Annotated in this window: 16 protein-coding genes and 1 riboswitch; of the genes, 10 read left to right on the top strand and 6 right to left on the bottom strand. The window is 57.2% G+C overall.

Annotated features, from left to right (window positions below; all coding sequences use genetic code 11):
• Positions 1-192 precede the first annotated feature (192 nt).
• The 3 genes from AZKH_RS06745 (at position 193) to AZKH_RS06735 (ending at position 2406) form a co-directional block, all read left to right on the top strand.
• Positions 193-780, top strand: a complete 588-nt coding sequence (locus AZKH_RS06745) for a hypothetical protein (protein ID WP_015435001.1) — start codon at positions 193-195, stop codon at positions 778-780.
• A 44-nt stretch (positions 781-824) separates the two neighbouring features.
• Positions 825-1172, top strand: coding sequence for a hypothetical protein (locus tag AZKH_RS27200; protein ID WP_015435000.1), 348 nt, complete (start codon positions 825-827; stop codon positions 1170-1172).
• A 733-nt stretch (positions 1173-1905) separates the two neighbouring features.
• A complete protein-coding gene (locus AZKH_RS06735; protein WP_015434998.1) occupies positions 1906-2406 on the top strand; it encodes a hypothetical protein in 501 nt (166 codons plus the stop codon).
• 126 nt (positions 2407-2532) lie between these two features.
• Here AZKH_RS06735 and AZKH_RS06730 read toward each other — a convergent pair whose 3' ends face one another.
• Positions 2533-4278 (bottom strand): SWIM zinc finger domain-containing protein, encoded by a 1746-nt coding sequence (locus AZKH_RS06730; protein WP_051071649.1) that lies wholly within the window; start codon positions 4276-4278, stop codon positions 2533-2535.
• Between the two features lie 261 nt (positions 4279-4539).
• A riboswitch (cyclic di-GMP riboswitch) is annotated at positions 4540-4624 on the top strand.
• 67 nt (positions 4625-4691) lie between these two features.
• Between AZKH_RS06730 and AZKH_RS06725 the strand changes: the two genes are divergently transcribed.
• The 7 genes from AZKH_RS06725 to AZKH_RS06695 all read left to right on the top strand — a co-directional run bounded on the left by AZKH_RS06725 (position 4692) and on the right by AZKH_RS06695 (position 11164).
• Positions 4692-5222 (top strand): hypothetical protein, encoded by a 531-nt coding sequence (locus tag AZKH_RS06725; RefSeq protein ID WP_156822053.1) that lies wholly within the window; start codon positions 4692-4694, stop codon positions 5220-5222.
• Positions 5223-5506: 284 nt separating this feature from the next.
• A complete protein-coding gene (locus AZKH_RS06720; protein ID WP_015434995.1) occupies positions 5507-6469 on the top strand; it encodes an endonuclease/exonuclease/phosphatase family protein in 963 nt (320 codons plus the stop codon).
• Positions 6466-7323, top strand: coding sequence for a UPF0149 family protein (locus AZKH_RS06715; RefSeq protein ID WP_015434994.1), 858 nt, complete (start codon positions 6466-6468; stop codon positions 7321-7323). Before AZKH_RS06720 ends, AZKH_RS06715 begins: the two co-directional genes overlap by 4 nt.
• 7 nt (positions 7324-7330) lie before the next feature.
• Positions 7331-7849 (top strand): GNAT family N-acetyltransferase, encoded by a 519-nt coding sequence (locus AZKH_RS06710; protein ID WP_015434993.1) that lies wholly within the window; start codon positions 7331-7333, stop codon positions 7847-7849.
• 52 nt (positions 7850-7901) lie between these two features.
• Complete coding sequence (locus AZKH_RS06705; RefSeq protein ID WP_015434992.1) at positions 7902-8273, top strand: integration host factor subunit alpha; 372 nt, start codon at positions 7902-7904, stop codon at positions 8271-8273.
• 893 nt (positions 8274-9166) lie between these two features.
• Positions 9167-10519 (top strand): phospholipase D-like domain-containing protein, encoded by a 1353-nt coding sequence (locus tag AZKH_RS06700; protein ID WP_015434991.1) that lies wholly within the window; start codon positions 9167-9169, stop codon positions 10517-10519.
• A gap of 30 nt (positions 10520-10549) precedes the next feature.
• A complete protein-coding gene (locus AZKH_RS06695; protein WP_015434990.1) occupies positions 10550-11164 on the top strand; it encodes a hypothetical protein in 615 nt (204 codons plus the stop codon).
• A gap of 341 nt (positions 11165-11505) precedes the next feature.
• Here AZKH_RS06695 and AZKH_RS26220 read toward each other — a convergent pair whose 3' ends face one another.
• The 5 genes from AZKH_RS26220 to AZKH_RS06670 all read right to left on the bottom strand — a co-directional run bounded on the left by AZKH_RS26220 (position 11506) and on the right by AZKH_RS06670 (position 18872).
• Positions 11506-11838 (bottom strand): hypothetical protein, encoded by a 333-nt coding sequence (locus AZKH_RS26220; protein WP_051071647.1) that lies wholly within the window; start codon positions 11836-11838, stop codon positions 11506-11508.
• A gap of 116 nt (positions 11839-11954) precedes the next feature.
• Complete coding sequence (locus AZKH_RS06685; protein ID WP_231874475.1) at positions 11955-12227, bottom strand: hypothetical protein; 273 nt, start codon at positions 12225-12227, stop codon at positions 11955-11957.
• Positions 12228-12547: 320 nt separating this feature from the next.
• Entirely contained in the window at positions 12548-13162 is a 615-nt protein-coding gene (locus tag AZKH_RS26215) for a DnaJ family molecular chaperone (protein ID WP_015434987.1), read from the bottom strand.
• Positions 13163-13176: 14 nt separating this feature from the next.
• A complete protein-coding gene (locus tag AZKH_RS06675; protein WP_015434986.1) occupies positions 13177-18687 on the bottom strand; it encodes a DUF4011 domain-containing protein in 5511 nt (1836 codons plus the stop codon).
• Complete coding sequence (locus tag AZKH_RS06670) at positions 18684-18872, bottom strand: hypothetical protein (protein ID WP_015434985.1); 189 nt, start codon at positions 18870-18872, stop codon at positions 18684-18686. Before AZKH_RS06670 ends, AZKH_RS06675 begins: the two co-directional genes overlap by 4 nt.
• Positions 18873-18925: the final 53 nt, after the last annotated feature.

Here is an 18925-nt window from a genome sequence, read left to right as displayed (position 1 = left end):
ACGCGCTGCGCGCCTCCTTAAGGCACCGCCGCGCTTACCGAAAAACAGCTTTGGCGGATATTTCCTTTATATTTCCATGACTTGCAATGCATTTCCGCCAAATTTCGCGGCTCATCCAACCACCCGTAAACTGTTCATAACGACGAATCAAAGCAGTCCACGTTTCAATTTCACCTTAATCTGGAGATAGACATGAACGTTCAGACCAATTCGCAACTCGAGCAGACCGGCTTTCATGCACTCAGCGAGGTCGGGGCAATAGGAATGTACGGCTATGAGGATGAACTCTATACGCGCGACCTCTACACCGCTATTAAGTCCGAGTACGGGCAGACAGGATACGATATTTTCGCCGCAGCTGACCGCCGTCTCTATATTCGCGACAATATGCAGCGGCGCGCTTCTGGAGGCATCTCTGCTGCTGAAGTTCACGATACCGCGTTGGAGCGATATTTCCTGCTCCTACAGGCCGCGCAATCGTGCATGAGTGGCCTTTTCACAGAGGCTGAGATTAGCATGCTCCTTGACGCGTATTGCAATGCTCGCGTCGCCAGCATTGACATCCAGTTTGTCGATTCCGATTTTGCTGACCACTTTGACGCGATTCAGCGCGAGACTGGGAGCCCTGTCGCCATCCTCATTCTGAAGCTGCGTTCACTGACGCTGCTCCAGCGGTTTGCTCTCGTGGATGCACTCGAGCAAATTTGGCGGAACAGTTCGCCGTCCTCGGTCGCAACAACTGCCCAGCGCATTGGTCTCCCACTTGGAAGCGCGGACTAACACTTCAGATATCTTTCAACCATTCACGCCTCGGAGAATTACCTATGTCTATCATAACTGGCATCTATACGCATACGGGCAATCAATGGTCCGGGATGGCGCGCGGTGAAATTGATATTCCCGATATGGGCCGTTTTAGTTATGAAACGACCGCGACCCTATACGCAGATGGTCACCGTTACGCCGAATGTCTTATCAACAAATGCATCCTCACCGAACGTGGATTTTCGTTTCCGCCCGATGAAGTCTACCGACTGCTCGAAAAACAGGAACCGGTGCTTGCAGGCGAGTTTCTGGAATCATTTATTGCATTTACGCAAGGTAAGCATGACGGCCTGAACGCAATACTGACTAAGGTAAATGCGTCAACCTTCGCCGAGTACGCAGCATAAGCTTGGCGACTGCACTGCCCGCCCCACGGGGCGGACAGTGTCATGTTTACCACCAATCGGATTTCCTGCAGTTTCGTGGCTGAGTGAAGCCGGACGGATAGCCATTGCGCTTCCTGACACACATCCTCTTGCACGGACGCACGGATTTCACCTTAATCAATCATTGCACTAAGAATAGCAACCGCCAATTTTCTTGATTCGCGGCCGGTTCGCTACACTTATCTCAAGCCGGTTCCTCGCGTCGTCATGTGAGCCCGACAATTAGCCCGCATCACAACAGGCTATGCAACTGCCACCTCAACAACTGATTGAGTTTTCTATGAATCTCAAAACGTCCCCCCGTAGCGACACCAAGAATTTCAGCGGAATGGCCCTTTGGAGCTACGCGCTCGGGGGAAACGGACGGGATGGAATCGCAATCATTTCAGGAGATGCAGGAGGGTTTCAATACCTGGACGGAGAACCGCTTAACCCTGATGACGTCCAATCGACCATCCACGCCTACTTGGACAATGATGACACCTACGACATATTGGACCGGAAGCATTTGTCGCTACTTCGCAAGCAAGCAGACAACGAAGACCTAATTGAAGCCATTCATGCCGTCCATCTCGAATGGTACGGGTCATACCGCGAGGGACGATAGGAAGGCGTCAAAGTTTCGTGCGCGAATATTCATCGCACAAGTACAACCTTCGAGCTTCATCCTAAAACTACTTTCTTGGAGCCCTTCATGCCCATGCAAGCCAACTCGAGCGAGACGCAAGACTACCAGTCCACGCACATTTTTAATCTTATATTCAATGACAACGACGAAGCCAATCCGCTTTTGTATGACAATTGGAACTTAAAAGAGTCAATAACAATTTGTCCGAGAGGATTTGAGACTCTACTTGCAGACAAAATTGCAAGTGTCACTGAGGAAACAACCCGAGCAACGCTATCGATGGAAGTGGCTAGCAATTCGGTTCTAGCAGCGCTGTATCGTGAACACCAAGAGAGATTTCCTACTTATCGCGCTGCGGTTGGATTTGAAGACAATGAGTACGCCTGTAGGCTGACTTCCCGCGAACAGGCTCATTTGCCCGACGCGGAGCTAATCGCCGCAGCTCTTGCGGAAGCTATTTCCGTGGGAATTGTGAATCCAGACCCCAAGGCTATAGATGAGGACCTCTGCCAGCTTACTATAGAGCAATTTATGGACGAGATAAAAATCTGCCAATGGCGTGACTAAAAATTAACACTCTAGACCGCCACCCTGGCTCGCTGAATGTCTTGGTACTTGGCTGCACCCACAGGTCATTCAGAGGGCCAACAGCCCCCGAGGCGACTTCGCCGCATACTTAGGGGGAGCTCATCCTCAAAGCGTATCCAACAGCTTCTGAAAATTCCGCTTCTTCTTCCACTGCAACCGAATCTCGGCCAACTCATCCCCGAAGATGACCCGCTGTTTGTTCTCAAGTCTAAGCATCCGAATCGCCTTCACGACGTCGAACGCAGCATCGTATCGGGAGCCATGACTCCCTTGCTCCACGACGTGCGGCAACAGCCGCTTGTACAATGCAATCGCATCTTCATGGTGCGTTCGGCCCCGCGCCGCGGCGACCTTGCCCCACAACCGGATATCGGTCTCGCCGCCGCAGAATGCTTCCCACATCTTCTCTGCGTCCGCTTCGCGAAGGTAGATAGAGACGAGGTCACTTCGCTTGGGGCGCTCCCATCGCGCACGTCTTTTCCCGCAGGCGCTCTCCTCCGCCGCGACCGCCGCCCACAAATGCGCCATGGCCCGCTCGCGTAACCCATCCCGTCGCGAAATCTTGTCGGCCACATCGAGCAAATGGAAGAACGGCTCGCACCCCGCCTGCTTCTCGAAGCGCCCCCAAGCCAAGATTTCCACGCGGTCTGCATCCCCTCGCAGCAGGTATGCTTCGATGCAGAACGCAACCAGGTCGTCGATGCGCTCATTGGGAAAGGCCGCCAGCCCCTCCTCCGCCCATTTCAACGCCTCCTCGTCGCGACCGTTATCCCGGCACAGCTTGGCAAGTGAAAGGTATCTCCCGGGGTGCGAGCGATTCTTTGCCTTCACTCGGACCATCGCATCGATATCACCGGAAAGCGCCACCAAGCTTTCCATTGCGTCCTCGACGCGGTGACGACGCGATTCCCAAACACCGCGGTAGTCTGCTGGGGTCAATGCAGGCAGCTCAGTCCACGCCTTCTCTACTCTTTCCCGGTAGGCGGCCAATCCCTCCTTTCCGAGAGCCTCCACGTAGTCCGGCAGAATCTCGGAGAACGTGTCCCACTCCCCGTTCATCTGGAATTCGAACAGTCTGCGGGCCAGTGCGACTGGTTCTGGCCTCAGAACGCTACACGCAGAGAGATGGACCCGCTGCAAACGTTTGATGGCAGGAATGACTTCGCCGTTGGAGTCGTCAATCTGCTGCAAAGCCTCTTCGGCATCGGCAATGGCTTCCTCGATAAGTTCGACGAGCCCAACGCTCCCGAACTCGATGCGCCGCTCCAGCAGCTCAGCGAGGTCGTCGAGCCGATACGCGTAGCTTGCGGCCTCGCGCCAGTCGAGGAAACCGTGGGTGTCAGTGGCCTGTTTCACGACTGCCCGCAGGCCGTTGAGGTCCGAACTGGAGTTCGCCCTTGCCGCCATCACAAGCTTGTCGCGAAGCAGTTCGTCCCGGCCGACCGCTTCCAGCAAGAGCGCGCGCAGAGCAACCTCGTCGAGCGTGGCGAGGTAAGCCGCAATCTGCTCGTCCTCAGTCTGCGCCCGCTCGGCCGGCGTGGTCCTCGAGTGGTCGGACGCCCCCTCCCCGCTGCTCGCGAGCCACGCCATGGCGACCGCCACGACATGTTTGCAGAAACCGCCATCCTGCCCGACAGGGCAGTCGCATGCGAACTCCAGTTCCCCGCTGTCCGTTGCGTACAGTTCGACGTGGTAGCGGTGCGTGCCCTCGACATCAGCCTGAAGGACGTCGTCGCGTTCCTCAAGCGTCGTCACCCTCCCGTCACGAAAGTAAGTTTCGCCACGGCTGAAGGTACGCGCATCTGCGCACTCATCGAGGAGCTCAAGAGTCAGGATGTCTTGCAGGGCCATGTCCGGAATGTGCGTGGGGCGAGGCATTCATTATTACTGCGATGCTGCGTGCCGACGAGCCCCACCGTCGAGGCACATTCAGGCGACTTCGAATCGTTACCCACGACTTACACCCTTCCGCATCGGCGAATAATGCGACTCGACAGCAGGAATATTGACGCAAATCAATGCCGCCATAGGCGGCTGTTTAGCGCAACCTCTTCCATTGAAATCTGCATGCAAAAGTTATTGGCAACAGTACCCGTTCCGGATAGCATGCCCACTGTAAAAGGGCAAACCGCGCGGAAACGGCGGGACGCAAAGCTACTGGACTAACGCGTGAAGCTATGTTCGCAGGGCTGCCGCCGCCAATTATGGCGGGCATACCCTGCATTCATCCTTCACTTCATTTGTAGCATACGAGGAGAATGTCAGTGAGCACCGAAAAGGAAAATACTTACGACCCCACTGAGGCCATACCGCCCGGTCTCGCTGCCGGCGTTCTCGTGGGTATCTGGTTCGCCGCAAACATCGATGGTCGAGCAGACTGCATGCGGCGATTTGACCTGCAACCGCACGCAGCAATTTGCTTGCTGATTATGACCACCGAAACTGTTACCTCGGGCGACGGTATCGCCCAAAAACTTTCGCTCTTCGGTTACCGATATTTTTCTCGACGGGAGGCTCTCATCGTCGCTGAGGAGGGTCTGTATTCTTTAAAGGAAAACGGCTACATCAGACTAGATGCGCGCGGCAAACGGGAGCTTAAAGAAAACGACCATCACACATGGGGCCTCGGGGATATCCAGTGGCTTTTAACTGCAAAGGGAGCTAAGACAATTGTGGCTTCATATTGCGCATGCAAGGGCCTCGATTCGTCGCATCAGGCTCAGGCTGTAAAGGACATTCTTGCCGCAAATAAGAAGGCTGTCGCAGATTTTAGAATGAAGCAAAAAGAGTCCTGATAGCATATCCAGCAGACTCTGCATGCAATCCTCCTCGTGGGGCACGCAGGGGCCTGCTGATGCCGCGGCGTGCCGTTACGTGCCGATAGGCGGCACAGCAGGATATAGCTATCGCCGAGGAGGTTTAGGGCCGAGGTGGCACCGTGTCGTCCATCTCCACTGCGCTCAACGTGCGCACGACACCTCGGCGCCGCTGAGCATTCCGGCGAACCGATGGAAATGAAGGACAAGAGCGGAACCGGCGCTGTCTCCCTCCACAAACCCGCGCCTTTCCGCGCAGCACGATGAATGTCAAACGGCTCGACCTCAACTTCTTGACCCGCTATCGCGCCGATGGCGCCATGGTCGGCCTCCTTGCCAGTGTTGCCGGCTCGCTCACCGCACCTCTTACAGCCGTCCTGTCTGACAGTACTACCCGCGTTGCCTGGCTCGTTGACCTCGCCGCTCACTGGCAGTGGTTGTACCTCGCCGTCGGAGTCTTGTGCGGAGCCGTACTGCTCTGGCGCAGGAAGCATGGTTGGGCAATCCCCGCTCTCGCGGCCCTCTTCGTGAGTGGCGCGTGGCCCGGCCCGCGCGCAGACACCCTCTCACCCAGCGGGACGCAGACACTCACGGTGGTCAGCGCAAACATCCATGTCGGAAGCTCAGACACGACGCCACTCCTAAATTGGGTCGAGAGCATCCACGCCGACGTCGTCGTCATCCAGGAAGTCTCGCCGACCGTAGCACCACAACTCCAACGCTGGGACGACTTCCCCTTCCGCATCATCACGCCGGATGAGAGTCCATTCGGTCTGGCCATCCTGTCGCGATACCCGCTGCTCAACACCGACTCACGCGAAACAGAAGTGCAGCCGCTCCACATTCGGACCCACATTTCGTGGCAGGGACAGACCATCGCGCTTGCCGGGATTCACCCCATGCCCCCAATCAGCCCCGAGCACCATTTCCGTCGCGCCCAGCTGCTCGAGGCCGAAGCTGAATGGGCCGCAGAGACCGAACTCCCGTCCATGGTTGTCGGCGACTTCAACGCGACCCCGTGGTCGTCGGTAATGGCAAGCCTCAATGCGACGGGACTGCGGCGCGCAACGGGGCTCGCGCCCACGTGGCCCGCCGCTTTGCCGCTGATTCCCATCGACCAAGTGCTCGTGACAGCGGATTGGTATGTCAGTGAGAGCGGCGTCGGCCCAAGCATCGGGTCCGACCATCGGCCCGTCTACGCACGAATCTCAAAGCAGTCTCGGTGATTTTTGAAAGGCATTTTTCGTCTGCGGCCGGGGCACGCTTTGCACGTGCCTTCGCACCCGTGGGGTACACTTCCATCCCGCATCGTGCGCAAATTCCCGATGCCCAACGTAAGAAACCCTTCCTCGCGACACTCATGCCCATCCAGCCTCTAGTCACCGCCGAGCTGAACGAGCTCTCGGATTTCCTCGAGTCCGTATCGCAGACCGGCGCTACGATGGCCTTGGATACGCTTCACGGCTACCTCAGCGCCATCGCGATTGGCCCCAGAGAGCCGGCACTCGAGGAATGGCTGCCCCGCGTCTGGTCCGAGGACGGGACTGGCGCGCCCGCCTTCAAGGACTCCGAGCACGAGAGCCGCATCGTGTCGCTCATTGAAGGCCTTCTCGAGGACATTCGGAACGACCTCGACGACCCGGACTACGCTTTTTCGCCTCTGGTCGCGCATGAAACAATCGCTGGACGCCCTTTTTTCGATGGCGAAATGTGGTGTTACGGCTTCATGCAGGCTGTTCAACGCTTCGCGCACGACTGGGCGTCCTTTGTTGCGTCGAGCGAGGGTCATAAGTTGCTTCGTCCGATATACCTGCTCGGAGCGGATGACGTCAGCCCCGCCGAGGAAGCGCTGACCATGACAGCCGAGCAACGTGAAAAGCTCACTGGCCAGATATCTGACGCCGTCGACAAGATTGCCGACAAACTTCTCGAGGAACGAATTCGCGCCGCCCTGCCCGAACAAGCTGAACGTCAACTGGCTGCCATGCCCTCGGGGTCCCCCCAGACGGGACAGCTCTGCCCCTGCGGCAGTGGCGCTGCGTTCAACGCGTGCTGCGGCGGCTCCCGAGTCCTTCACTGATACCAACATGACTGACACTCTGCTCGCCGACCTTACCATCCGCATTGAACTTCCCCGGGACATCCCCGCGGTCCGCGAGGTGAACCTCGCGGCGTTCGGGCGAACTACGGAAGCCGACCTCGTCGACACCCTGCGAGAGAACGCAAAATTCGTGCTCTCCCTCGTGGCTGTCCTAGGCGACCGGGTCGTCGGTCACATTCTCTTCACCGATATGCTCGCCTCCGCGCAGCGACTGGCTGGGCTTGCCCCAATGGCTGTGCTCCCAGAATTCCAAAATGCCGGGATTGGGAGTGCGCTAGTCCGAGCGGGAATGGAATATCTGCGCGAACAGAGTTTCGCCGGCGTCGTGGTCCTCGGGCACAAAGACTACTATCCGCGGTTCGGCTACCGCCCAGCAGCGAAGTTCGGCATCACGACGCAGTTCGATGTGCCGGCGGAATATTTGCTGGTCGCCCAGCTTTCAGAGGCTCCGCTTGCGCCGGGCAACGTGCGCTACCAGCCTGAGTTCGAGACGGTGTCACCTTAGGCCGGACACGCACCGTCGAGATGGTCTTGGACAGGATTTTGAACGCAAGAAAATGACACTCACGAAAGCAGACCTCATTCAACTCGTGGTCGACAATGTCGGCCTCAACAAGCGCGAAGCAGCCGAAATGGTCGAGGCCTTCTTCGAGGAAATCAGTTCCGCACTCGAGGCCGGTGATGACGTCAAGCTGTCGGGATTCGGAGGATTTCAGTTGCGCGTGAAGCCTGAGCGTCCCGGGCGCAACCCGAAGACCGGCGAAGGGGCGGTGATTGCCGCTCGGCGCGTCGTTACCTTCCATCCAAGTCAGAAGCTGAAGATTGCTGTGGGTGAGCTTGCGAGCAAGAAGTTGGAGACGCGAGGGCTTGTCAGTGGAGTGACCGGGACGTCGAGGATTGGGCGTCGGGTCGTCGCGGAGGGTGTTTAAGCCCCCGGATGACACCTCGCACATACGGCGCACGGATGCGACAACTCAGCACTGTTCCGAGCGCCCACACCATCGACGGTTACCTCGTTACTCCAGCTGGAGCGCCTGGACGCAGAGTCGCTGCCAGCCGCCGCGTCTTCAAGTGGTGGGACAATTCGTAACTGCATATGCCGCTCATCCGAGCTTTACACCACCATTCATCACGTCAGCAGTCACACGACCGCGAGGCCCGACAGCTGCCTCCCGGAGTTCCGGACTATCCGGTTACAGCTCGGACCGGGTAACCACTGCAGAAGCGAACCGATGCCTGCAACCGACCCACTCCGGTCATTAGCCGTCACGAAAATCGCATGACCGCAGTGCACCATTCAGCGGACCGTCAAAGGCGAATCTCAAAGACGCTACCGATAGCCTTAGATGCATCGCCTACGCACCGCAGCCAAGGCTGCCGGTGACCTCGACCAAGTGCAGCGGATGGTTGCAACCATCGACAGGGATGTGGCCTCGGACCAGCTCGAACGTGCGTCTTCGGGACCTATAAGCGTGCTGTCTTCAAGTGCGCCCGGCGGGCCATCCGGCTCATCCTCTCCCCAACTGTGGCCACCCGAATTGCGGACGACATGTTCCTGGCGCAGCGCACGCTGCGGGACATACTGGCAGCCCCCCTTCCCTCGCCGTCAATGCCGATACCTTGGTCCCAGAGGCATGGGCGACCGAGCAGGAGCGGCGGAGCAGGACGGCACTGCGGGCAGCGCCCTTTCGAATATGAGGCCCCTCCATGAGGCGATTGAACTCGAGCGGCTGGCCTGCCTGCATCGGTAACCGGGCGGGGAAGTTTTCCCGCGGCGGGAGTAGAATGATGGCACCCGGAATCAATATGACACGATGCCGAAATGCCTCTACTAACTTCTGCAAATGCCCCGGCCATTCGGACTATCAAGCCAAAAGAAGTCGCCCCCAAGCCGAAGGGTGCTACTGCCGCTTCGGGTCCGCTGCAAGCGAATATCGAATTAATCCTCAACGGAACTCGGGACCCAGACCACGCACAAAGCGTGCTGCCTCTGTTTGAAAAAGCAGTCCGCTTTGTGTGCGTCGTGGCTTTCGCTCGCGAAAGCGGGTGGACTGAAGTCAAGGATGCCTTAGAAGATGCGCTTAAGCAGGGCGTGCGGGCCCAAGTCGTTGTCGGCCTTGATTTCTTCCAGACTGAACCGCCAGTCCTTTTTTCGCTGCACGCGTTATCGAAGAGGTATCCCAAGCACCTACATTTCTTTGTAAGCGGGAAGTCCCGTAAACGGACCATGCATCCGAAAGCCTATGTCTTCCACTACGAGGACCGGAGTTCAACGCTGATTATCGGTTCGGCAAACCTAACAGCAGGTGGCCTGTGCTCAAACCACGAGCTGTCGCTGATGGCCGAGACAGCCTGCGATACCTTGGCCAATGCTATCTCGGCTGAAATAGAGGCGCAGGTGGCATCCGGCGAATTCGAACCCGCCACGCAGCAGAGGCTCAACGAGTATCGAATTCAGCACCAGATACGCAAGCTGCACCACCAGGCGGCAGAAGAATACGCGGAACAGGACTGGCAGCAACACCTTGGCGCACAGGCCCCGGTCTCTGGCTCACGGGGCGGGCCTTATTTGCCAACCCTTCAAGCTTGGCTCATTCGGATGAGGGCCGACAAGAGCCAGGAGGGATTTGACGCTCAACAGGTTGTGCGCAAAGACAGCCTGACCCATTCCAAGACCTGCCTCACTGCGCTGCGCACAATGAAGCATGCCAGTCCTGCATCCTTCCTCATGCGGTACGAAAAGCTACTGGCAGGCGGTTGGCACTCTGGCGGCCTGCATCGGGGCAAGTCCTTCATGGCGGATGATGCGGCCGAGTTTAAGGCTGGCCTCGTCACGCTCCACAATGCTTTGCGGGCAAATCCCAAACTCCCGGCAGGCCCGGCATACGACCTGGTGAAGACGGCGCTTTTAAAAGTTAAGGGAGCCGCAATGAATGTTGCTTCCGAAATCCTGCACTCCAGCGCGCCAACTCGGTTCGCTGTGATGAACAAGAATTCAGTCCGGGGTATGCGTATGGCCGGCTTCACGCAATATCCCGAAAAGCCTGACCTGAAAAAGGTGGATGATGCCCTCTACGCCAAGTTCTGCAAGGATGCCGAAAAAACACGCATAGCCTTGGGCCTCGACAGCCTCTCGGAATTGGACGCCCTGTTTAATTACGCCTACTGGCGGTAACCCGCGCCCTTTCCGGTAAAACACTCCGCTATGAACCCGATATTCACACTCAACTACCCGGAGTTGGCCGCCGCAGAATGCCTGCAAAAGCACTTCCCGAAGAAGGACGGTTACAGCGTGCTCATCCCGCTGTCCGGGCAGCAGAAAGGCTATGACCTCGCCTTGCTGAAAGGCAACACCGACGGTAAGGGCGAGGAGCAGGCGGACCAGGGCCTGAGTCCCCTTGGCAGCAAGGTTGCGACGTTCCAGGTCAAGAGTTCCCGCGCCTATCCGGGCACGCCAGGCAAGGCCAAGCTGACCAATTTGGAGAAGTTTGCGCACTACTTGTGGCTCAACACCTTCGCAGTTCCCAAAGAGGCCGACTTCTTCCTGGTGCATGGCCTGTATGCACCCAACCCCCTGAGCTCGAAAGCCAAAGCCTCGACATGGCGAACCGTCATGCTGCTGTTCACGAATCCTGAGATGCAGTCGCTGATGGGCGGCCTCGTTTCACGAAATGGCGGCAAGGAAACCCATTTCGGCTTCGGGTTCAATGACGAAAAAGCAATCTTTCTGACGCGCGGCCATGCCTTGGCGGAGCACCCAGACGTCTCTCCCCATCTGTTCGCTAATCATCATCAGGTCATTGAAGCCGCGTTCGCCTAGCGCTCATGCCGCGCCGCAGCGGTTCAATCAATTGCGCCAATAGCGCCAATTTGGCTCAATAGGTTGAACCAAGCCCCAGCTGCCAGAGGCCCTGTTCGGGCAACTGCTGGCTGTTTGTGGAGCTGCACGAAGACTGCTGTCAAAGCGTAGGTGTTGCACACGCACTCCCTCGGACATGGAGCCGGCACCCACGATTGACGGCGAACGCGCGAGTACGTTGTTGTTGGCTGGAATGAAGAACTGCCTGCCGACTCCCACCCGACCGTCGAGGCGCTTGGCTTCGATGCTGAGGCGGCAAGGCATCGCAGCCAAGGTCGAGCAACGCGAAATCCCAAGCTTCGTCAAGTTGCCACGAAACGGTTCGCCGGCTCAGCCCCGCCGGCCTCCAGGTCCGGCGCCGCTTTTCCCCTCCTTCTTGATTCCATATCGGCGATGCGCTGATTTGAAGACTCGACAGCCGCAAGCGCATCATCAATCGCAGCGTCAGCCCAACGGGTGGATTGAGATATCTGGTCAATCATGCCCTCCACCACCTGGTCGCTGTCCGACGGAATTTCGGTCGTGAGCATGCGATACAACGCCTCAGGTGAGCCCCCCATCCTCTTCGCGACATCCTCGTGCGGCACGCCGGTACTCAGCAGGTGTAAAGCTGATGCCAACTTCGAGCTGCCCATTCTCCGCCTCCTTCCGTCAGCCTTTCCGCGTGCAAGAGCCGCCGTCATCGGCACAGTCTTTCGTTCTTGGACGCGGTCAAAATTTTCAGGTTCGAAGTCCTCACCTACAGCGACTGTCACCTAATGCGGCACTGCCTCTTGGCTTCCAGCCAGTAAACGGCCTCCCCGATAACCGCGACGCTGCCCGATATCACGACCGACGTTGCCGTAACAGCGCCAGCGAGAACCAGCAAGGCGGCGCAACCTTCGTCTTGGCACCCGACAAACGCTTCAACCTGGTGGGGCTTGAGCACCATGTGCCGCTTGGTGATATCGCACTCAGCGTCATACTCGGTCGTCGTCACCGGCAGGAATACGCAACCACCGAGGACGATGATAGGCAATACCATCACTCGTGATAGCACACGGTCTCTTATACTCATCGGCTCTTGGCTGGCTCGAGAAACTTTCACCGTTTCGTCACACCGAATAACACTCGATGGCTACACAGGCTACGCTTCCTCACTGAAGAGTTCTACGTAGCCATCGGTGATAGCCTCATGCTGGACCACTCCTAGCCCCATGTATTTGCCGCACGGCATCTGGCGCGTCACGAGACGTTCCAGGTCTTTGGGATTCATTTCGCGAGCCTTCCAGACCCTTCGCGTCTTCCGATGACCCCGCCCCCAACGTCGCCGAGCGCATGACTTAGGAGACGGCTCTTCGCCTATCAAAACTCTTCGGCGGACGCACGCGCAAGTACCTGATATGCTCGATTGATACGCGCCATTTCAATTTCTGCAGCCCTTCTCAGTCGTTCTGGCAAACCTTGGTGCTTGTCCGGATGATATTGTTGGCTGAGCCGCCGCCAGGCAGTCTTTATCTCAGCGAACGGGGCACCCGCAGCTACACCGAGAATTGAACGCGCTGAGTCCTCAGTGATGTGCTCCTCCTGTTGCGCAGGCAAGAACACAATCTCCATCACGCCGCCTCGGTACTCCGCTTCAAATGATAGGTGGCAATTCGGGCAGCGATAGACGACACACACCTCCTTAACCGGTATCCGAATCCTGGTGTTGCAGCCCTTGCAGTCGACGATATGGTGGGACGGCTGCTCCGGAAGGGGAGGTTCATCGGCTCGTCCGGGGCCATGCGACTTACTCGTCTTCGCTTCCCCCTTTAGATGCCGTTCGACCTTTTCCCGGAGAGTAACGGCGGACGGCGTTGAACGGTGCTTTAGCTCCGCGAGGATGCGCTTCACCTTCGGGAGGTCGTCTTTGACGCTCTCAAAAAGTGTCTCCAGCTCTTTCGCCGATTCTTGAATGTAGGGTCGGGTCCGTGACATCAGAAAGCTATCGGTTAGTTGGACATCTCAGCCTGAGGGCGCTTAATTGTTTTGATAATGAACTGCTGCGGCGACTTCCCTGGCACCCGAAGCACGACCGTGTCTCCAACCATTCCACCCATCAAGACCTGCGCCAACGGCGTGTGCGATGCGAGCAGCCCCTGCTCGAAATTACTCTGGCTACTGGTGATGCGCACAGTGATAGGCTCATTTTCTGTGTCGCCAGCGCCGCAATATGTCACGAGGTCGCCGACCTCAACTTCCAGGTTTTCCTCGTCCTCATCAAGAATGTTGATTGCGGCTTCCTCCTTGTCGAGGGTCGCCACAGTGGTCGCTGCGCGGGTGGGCTCTTCATCCTGAGGGGGCTCGGCCAATTCGCGGCGTTCCTCGACGACGAACTCGGCGGGAACAGACGAATCCTTCAGCGACTCAAGGAACGCATAGAGATTTTTGGCCTCGGAGAGCGGATTCCGGAACCAGTCTGTCGACCAGATTCGCCAAATCTTCCCCTTCCAGCCAAGGCTTTCGAGAATCTCTTGGCGAATCCGGTCTCGGTCCCTTACCGAAACACCGGAGTGATATGTCGCGCCGTCGCATTCCACTGCCGCTAAGTACGCTGATGGGTACCGCGGGTGTCTCACGGCAATATCAATGCGGAAGCCGGCCACACCGAGCTGCGGTGTAACCGAGTATCCCCACGACTCAAGCAAGTCGATTACAGAGACTTCAAAGTCGCTGTCGGGCTCGAGGCCAGTTTCGATTTCCTGCGGAAGAATGCCACTGCGTGCGTACTCGAGGTAGTTGCGGAGGGCTTTGGTTCCCTCGGGGGTGCTGCCATCCGCGATGATGTCCTCAGGCTGCATCGAGGTAATCATGCCAATGGACTTGCGGGCCCGCGTGAAGAGTACGTTGAGCCGGCGCCACCCGCCCTGTCGGCTAATTGGACCGAAGTTCTGACGAACGACACTGGCCCCCGCTGGCTTACCGAAGGTGGTCGAAATCAGGATGCAATCCCGTTCATCACCTTGAACGTTTTCAAGGTTCTTGAAGAACAATCCCATGCCCTCGCCATCCCAGCGCCGTTCAAACTCTTCTGCTTGCGGGATGGACTTGCGTCGCTCTTCCCAGAGTTCCGCAATGAGGTCACGTTGCTTGATGTTGAGGGTCACCACGCCTAGAGAATCTTCGGAACGTGAGGAAATATGTTCGACAATAGCGTCGACAACGCGAAGGGCCTCGACCTTGTTCATTTGGTTTTCGTAGATGCCGTTCGGTACCGGTATGTAGTGCAGCCCCAACGCCTTGCTCTTAGGATATGGCGACGGAAATACGAAAAGTTTGCCGTTGTAGAAATAGTGGTTGGAAAACGCAATCAATGACTCGTGGCGAGAACGGTAGTGCCAGCGAAGCGTTCTGACGGGATGAAAGTGGCCCATGCAGACGTCGAGAATGCTCTCAGCGTCCTCGGCGGCGGTTTGCTGTCCACCGTCGTCGCCATCCCCCGCTGGATTCTGTCGCGAGAAGAAAGCTGTCGGCGGTAGCTGTTTCGGGTCGCCGACCACCACCAGTTGCTTGCCCCGCGCAATTGCCCCAATCGCTTCCTCGGGCTTTAGCTGCGATGCCTCGTCCATCACGACGATGTCGAACTCCAAATGACCAGGCTCTAGAAACTGTGCCACCGCCTGTGGGCCCATCATGAAGCAGGGCTTGAGCTCCTGAACGGATTTGCCTGCTCTTCTGAGAATCTGACGAACCGGCGTTCTCGGGAGGGTGAGGGACATGAGATGCTCCAGAAGCGCCATCTCCGTCTTATCGGCCACCCGGGCGCCGCTGTGGCCGGCGGGCGGACAAGCTAGGCCTACACACTTCAGCGAGACCTGTTGGCCCCGAAGCTTGATGATTTGCTTGTCGAGTTCCGCGAACTCAACGCGTACCGTGGAGTGCCGAACGCCATTGAATCGACTCAGCTCCGGGAAGGTTCTGAACAGGGATTCGGCAATCGATGCGTAGAATCGGTACGCGAAGGCATCGGGCAATCGCGACGACGGCAGTTCGCCGGACTCGAGCAACCCAACAAAAGGCTGCAGGCCGTGCCCCAAAGCTTCCTTGCGCTGGGTGATGTATTGGCTCCAATCCTGCACGAGGTCGAGATTCGATGCGGCGGTGTGTGTCTTCTCGAAGAGATTCAGAACATATTGGGAATGCGAAGTTGACGACTCACCGACCCAATCGTCCAAGCGGAATTCGCCGTACGCCTGCATCTTCCTAGTGAATTCAGACGCTGCGTCCCATCCACCTTGTATGGACTTAACCAACCCGGAAAGGTAAGCATAGTTCTGTGGACTTGATTCTGAGACCAATACCGACTCCACTGCCAGCGGTAGTTTTGCGTTCTTGATTTGGCGTCCATACAGCAAGGCGCCCTCGACGGTCTCTAGATTAGTCGTGGTGCCGGAGAAGTACTCTCCAAGAAGCACAGCGCCTGCCTCATGCCCGTCCAGTTCCCGGATAGCGCTAGGCACCCGGTGGCTTGCTTTGACGATTGGCAGAGCGTCCGCACAGAGAATTGCCGCGACATTAAGGGATTCTACGAAGGCTGAGTAGTATTGCGTACCCTGCGCAATTACCTGTTGCGCTGCAGCTAAATGACGATTCCAACTTTCGCTCGGCCGCAACTTTTCGAACACTGCGGCGCAGGAAAACTCCTGAGCACGTACAAGAGAGAAGTACTCAAGTTCCGATACTGCGCGTTCCACGCTGGCTTTGAGGTTCCGCAACTGCGCGATTCTCACAGCGTCGACCGAAACTGGGTCAAAGGTTGTGATGCTTAACTGCGCCCCCTGCAGACGCTTTACGGCGTCATCAATCCAACCCGACAGCGTAGTGAGTGGGCCAAGGGGCGTCTCGTCGTCTCTGAACGACGGACCTGCGAAAGAGCGAAGTTCGGCGTTGTTGCACCACGCATGTTTGCGCTGCAAAGTGGCGAGAACCTCTTCGAGCTGAGCCAAGCGAGCCGAGGCCACCTTCTTCTCCTTGTTTCGCTGCAGTTGTTTATGAAGACCAACTGCGCGACGCCACTTTCCCTGGAAAACGCGGAACCACTTGTCGCCCTCCCGAAGGACAACAATGGCTGCTCTCAGCTCGGCCTCCGCCGGCGTCATGTCGAGATACAAGGTTGTGTTGAGTGCCGCTCGTCTAGCTTGTATCTCCGCCAACACACCGGCTGCAGACTTCAGTCCAGCATGAGCGTGCGGATGGCGAAGCCCCTCGTGCCGTAGATACAAGACATCATCCGGCGCAGCCACGGCGAGCGACAGAACCAGTTGCAGTTTAGCAATGGCCGCAGGGGTGCCATCGAAATCAACGCCCGCGGTTCGGGCGGCCGACTCGAGCTCTTCCAAGGCCGCTGACGCCTTATCCGTAACCCTGCTTAACGTTTCCAGTTTCTGAGGCAGTTTACGGAGTGGAGTACTACCTGCGTTCAAGTCCTTCACAAAGGCGTCGAACCGTTGCGCCTCCGCGACCTGCTCAGACGAGGCATCGTTGGCGGCAAGCCAGCGCTGGTCGATTGTCTTCTCAAGCCTCTCAAGCTCTAAGAGGCGAGTACGCAAATCCTCGATAACCTGGCCTGAACGATGCGCCCCTGGGTCGTCCTGCGTGAAGAGCTTAGGCAGCAGTTGAAAAGCGACATCCGCGGGGTCTGCCGGTGCAAGCGTCGCCAGCACATTAATAAGGCTGTTTGCGCTCTCGGCCGACATATTGAGGTTATGGCCACCAAGGAGTTCAGCGGCGTTCGCCATCGAATCTGCAAAACTCTCGAATTTGGCCGAGAAGTCTTGCAGTACCGAGTGGATGCACAAGTCCTGGCCCGGTCGAATCTCCTCAGGAAAGAAGCCCCAGAACGGATGCTTGCTATCGTACGAGCCGATTTCGTCGAAATTCTTGGCTACATAACGAAGCGTATCGTATTGAGCCCTAAATTCTTCGGTCGCCGTCGACGGAGCCGGGCTTACCGCGAGCGGCTGCACCAACTCGGCAGTATTGCCGATACGTTTTCTGAATTTCTCGGCTTTCCAGAGGACCTTGTGAACCGTCAGGTTCTGGCTATTGCCGTGAATACCATTTAGCAGCTCCGCATAGGTCTTGAGTTCATTTCGCTTTCTGCCAAGGGACTTGAGCATGGCATCCAGCCCATCAGGTTCACGTGGGCAAAAGCGCTTACGCTTCTCCAAGTCCTCAATGACCCTCTTCTTGCTGGTCTTATTGCTGTGCAGTTCGAGAATAAAATTTTCCAGCCCCGCGTGCGACAGCCGGGCTTTAACTACCTCAAGCGCGGCAAGCTTTTCCGATACGAAAAGCACCTTCTTGCCCATGTGCAAAGCGGCAGCAATCAGGTTAGTAATAGTTTGCGATTTGCCCGTGCCCGGAGGCCCTTCGATGACAAGGTTCCTTCCTTCGATGACGTCAATCAGTGCGCTATGCTGAGAACTATCCGCGTCATAAATCAATGGAAGAAGCGCGTGCTTGTGGTCGTCAATCGCATACTCCTCTCCGTACTTAGCGCCATCAACGGACGCGACTCCTTCGAACACCTGTCGGACGATAGGGTGATGGAGCAGTCGATTGTGGCGGCCGTCCGCTGAGCCCCAGTTCTCAGGGTCCAAGTCCCGAACGAGAAGCATGTTCGCAAACGACAAAAGTGTAAGCGACATCATGCGGCGCAGGCGCCATTGCGGTTGGTCCTCGATGACCTCCTCGACCGCCGAGAAATAGCTCGCCAAGGTGCCGTCTTCGTCAAATTCCGGAAGCCTCAGACCAAAGTCACGAAGTACCTTTTCTCGTAGTGAAAGATTCTCAGCCAACTCTTCGCCGGTGTAAGCAATGTGAAAAGTGGCATAGGGCCCGTTTTCGACTTTCTCGATTCTGACCGGAAGGCAAACCAAGGGAGCACGGTATAGCTTGTCGCTCGTCGGGCTCTCGGGATACTCCAAGAAACCGAACACCAAGTAAAGCATATTGGCGCCTGTCTCTTCGATTGCAAGCTTAGCTTCGCGGTCAATCTTGCGGCAGTGACGGCCAAGGTCTTCCGCGTAATAGAGAGTCTGAATTCGATTGCCGGCGTTCGTGGCAACAGGAACGTTCCGGTTCGTAATCGGGAGCTCGTACGCTGTGTCGAGCGCCAGCGAGGCCGCGAACTGCTTGGGGTCCGGCTTGGTCAGCCTGCCATTGACGGTCGTCCAGGCCGAACTCGGAGGTTCCGGCACAGGGCTTATTTGACTGCCAGCACCACTACTGGTGGCAAATAGCCTAGCGAAGACAGCTTCCGGATTGGAATGGGCGAACTGCAGTGATTTGCCGACTGAGTGCTTGAAGTTCAGGAGGCGGTTACGTCCGGAGAGGTCGAGGAGTCGCAGGCGTAGCCGCTGAAGCGCTTCCTCAAGCGTCAAATCGCCACTAAAGATAAGGTCATCGACAGTTGTTGTTTGCTGCTCTTCCTGGTGTTCAGGCGACATCGGTGCGTTCACTGGCTCTTTTTCCGTTCGATTGCGTCAGCCCCGGCAAGCCCATTGCGCTCGCAGTAGGCAAACAGGAGCATCTCAAGCAAGTTCGTCTGGCTGCGCCGCTCAACCGCTGCAGCACAAGCGAGTAACTCTTTGAATCGCGGTGAAACTCGGAAACTGACCGAGACGGACTTGAGTTCTCTTTCCATGCCAATTCCTCCGGAATGTATAGTAAATGCATAGGCATTCAGACTCAAGCAAC

The sequence above is a fragment of the Azoarcus sp. KH32C genome, assembly GCF_000349945.1.
In the GTDB taxonomy this organism is placed as follows: domain Bacteria; phylum Pseudomonadota; class Gammaproteobacteria; order Burkholderiales; family Rhodocyclaceae; genus Aromatoleum.
The sequence above is the reverse complement of the archived record's forward strand: the minus strand, read 5'-3'. Positions and strand labels throughout refer to the sequence as shown.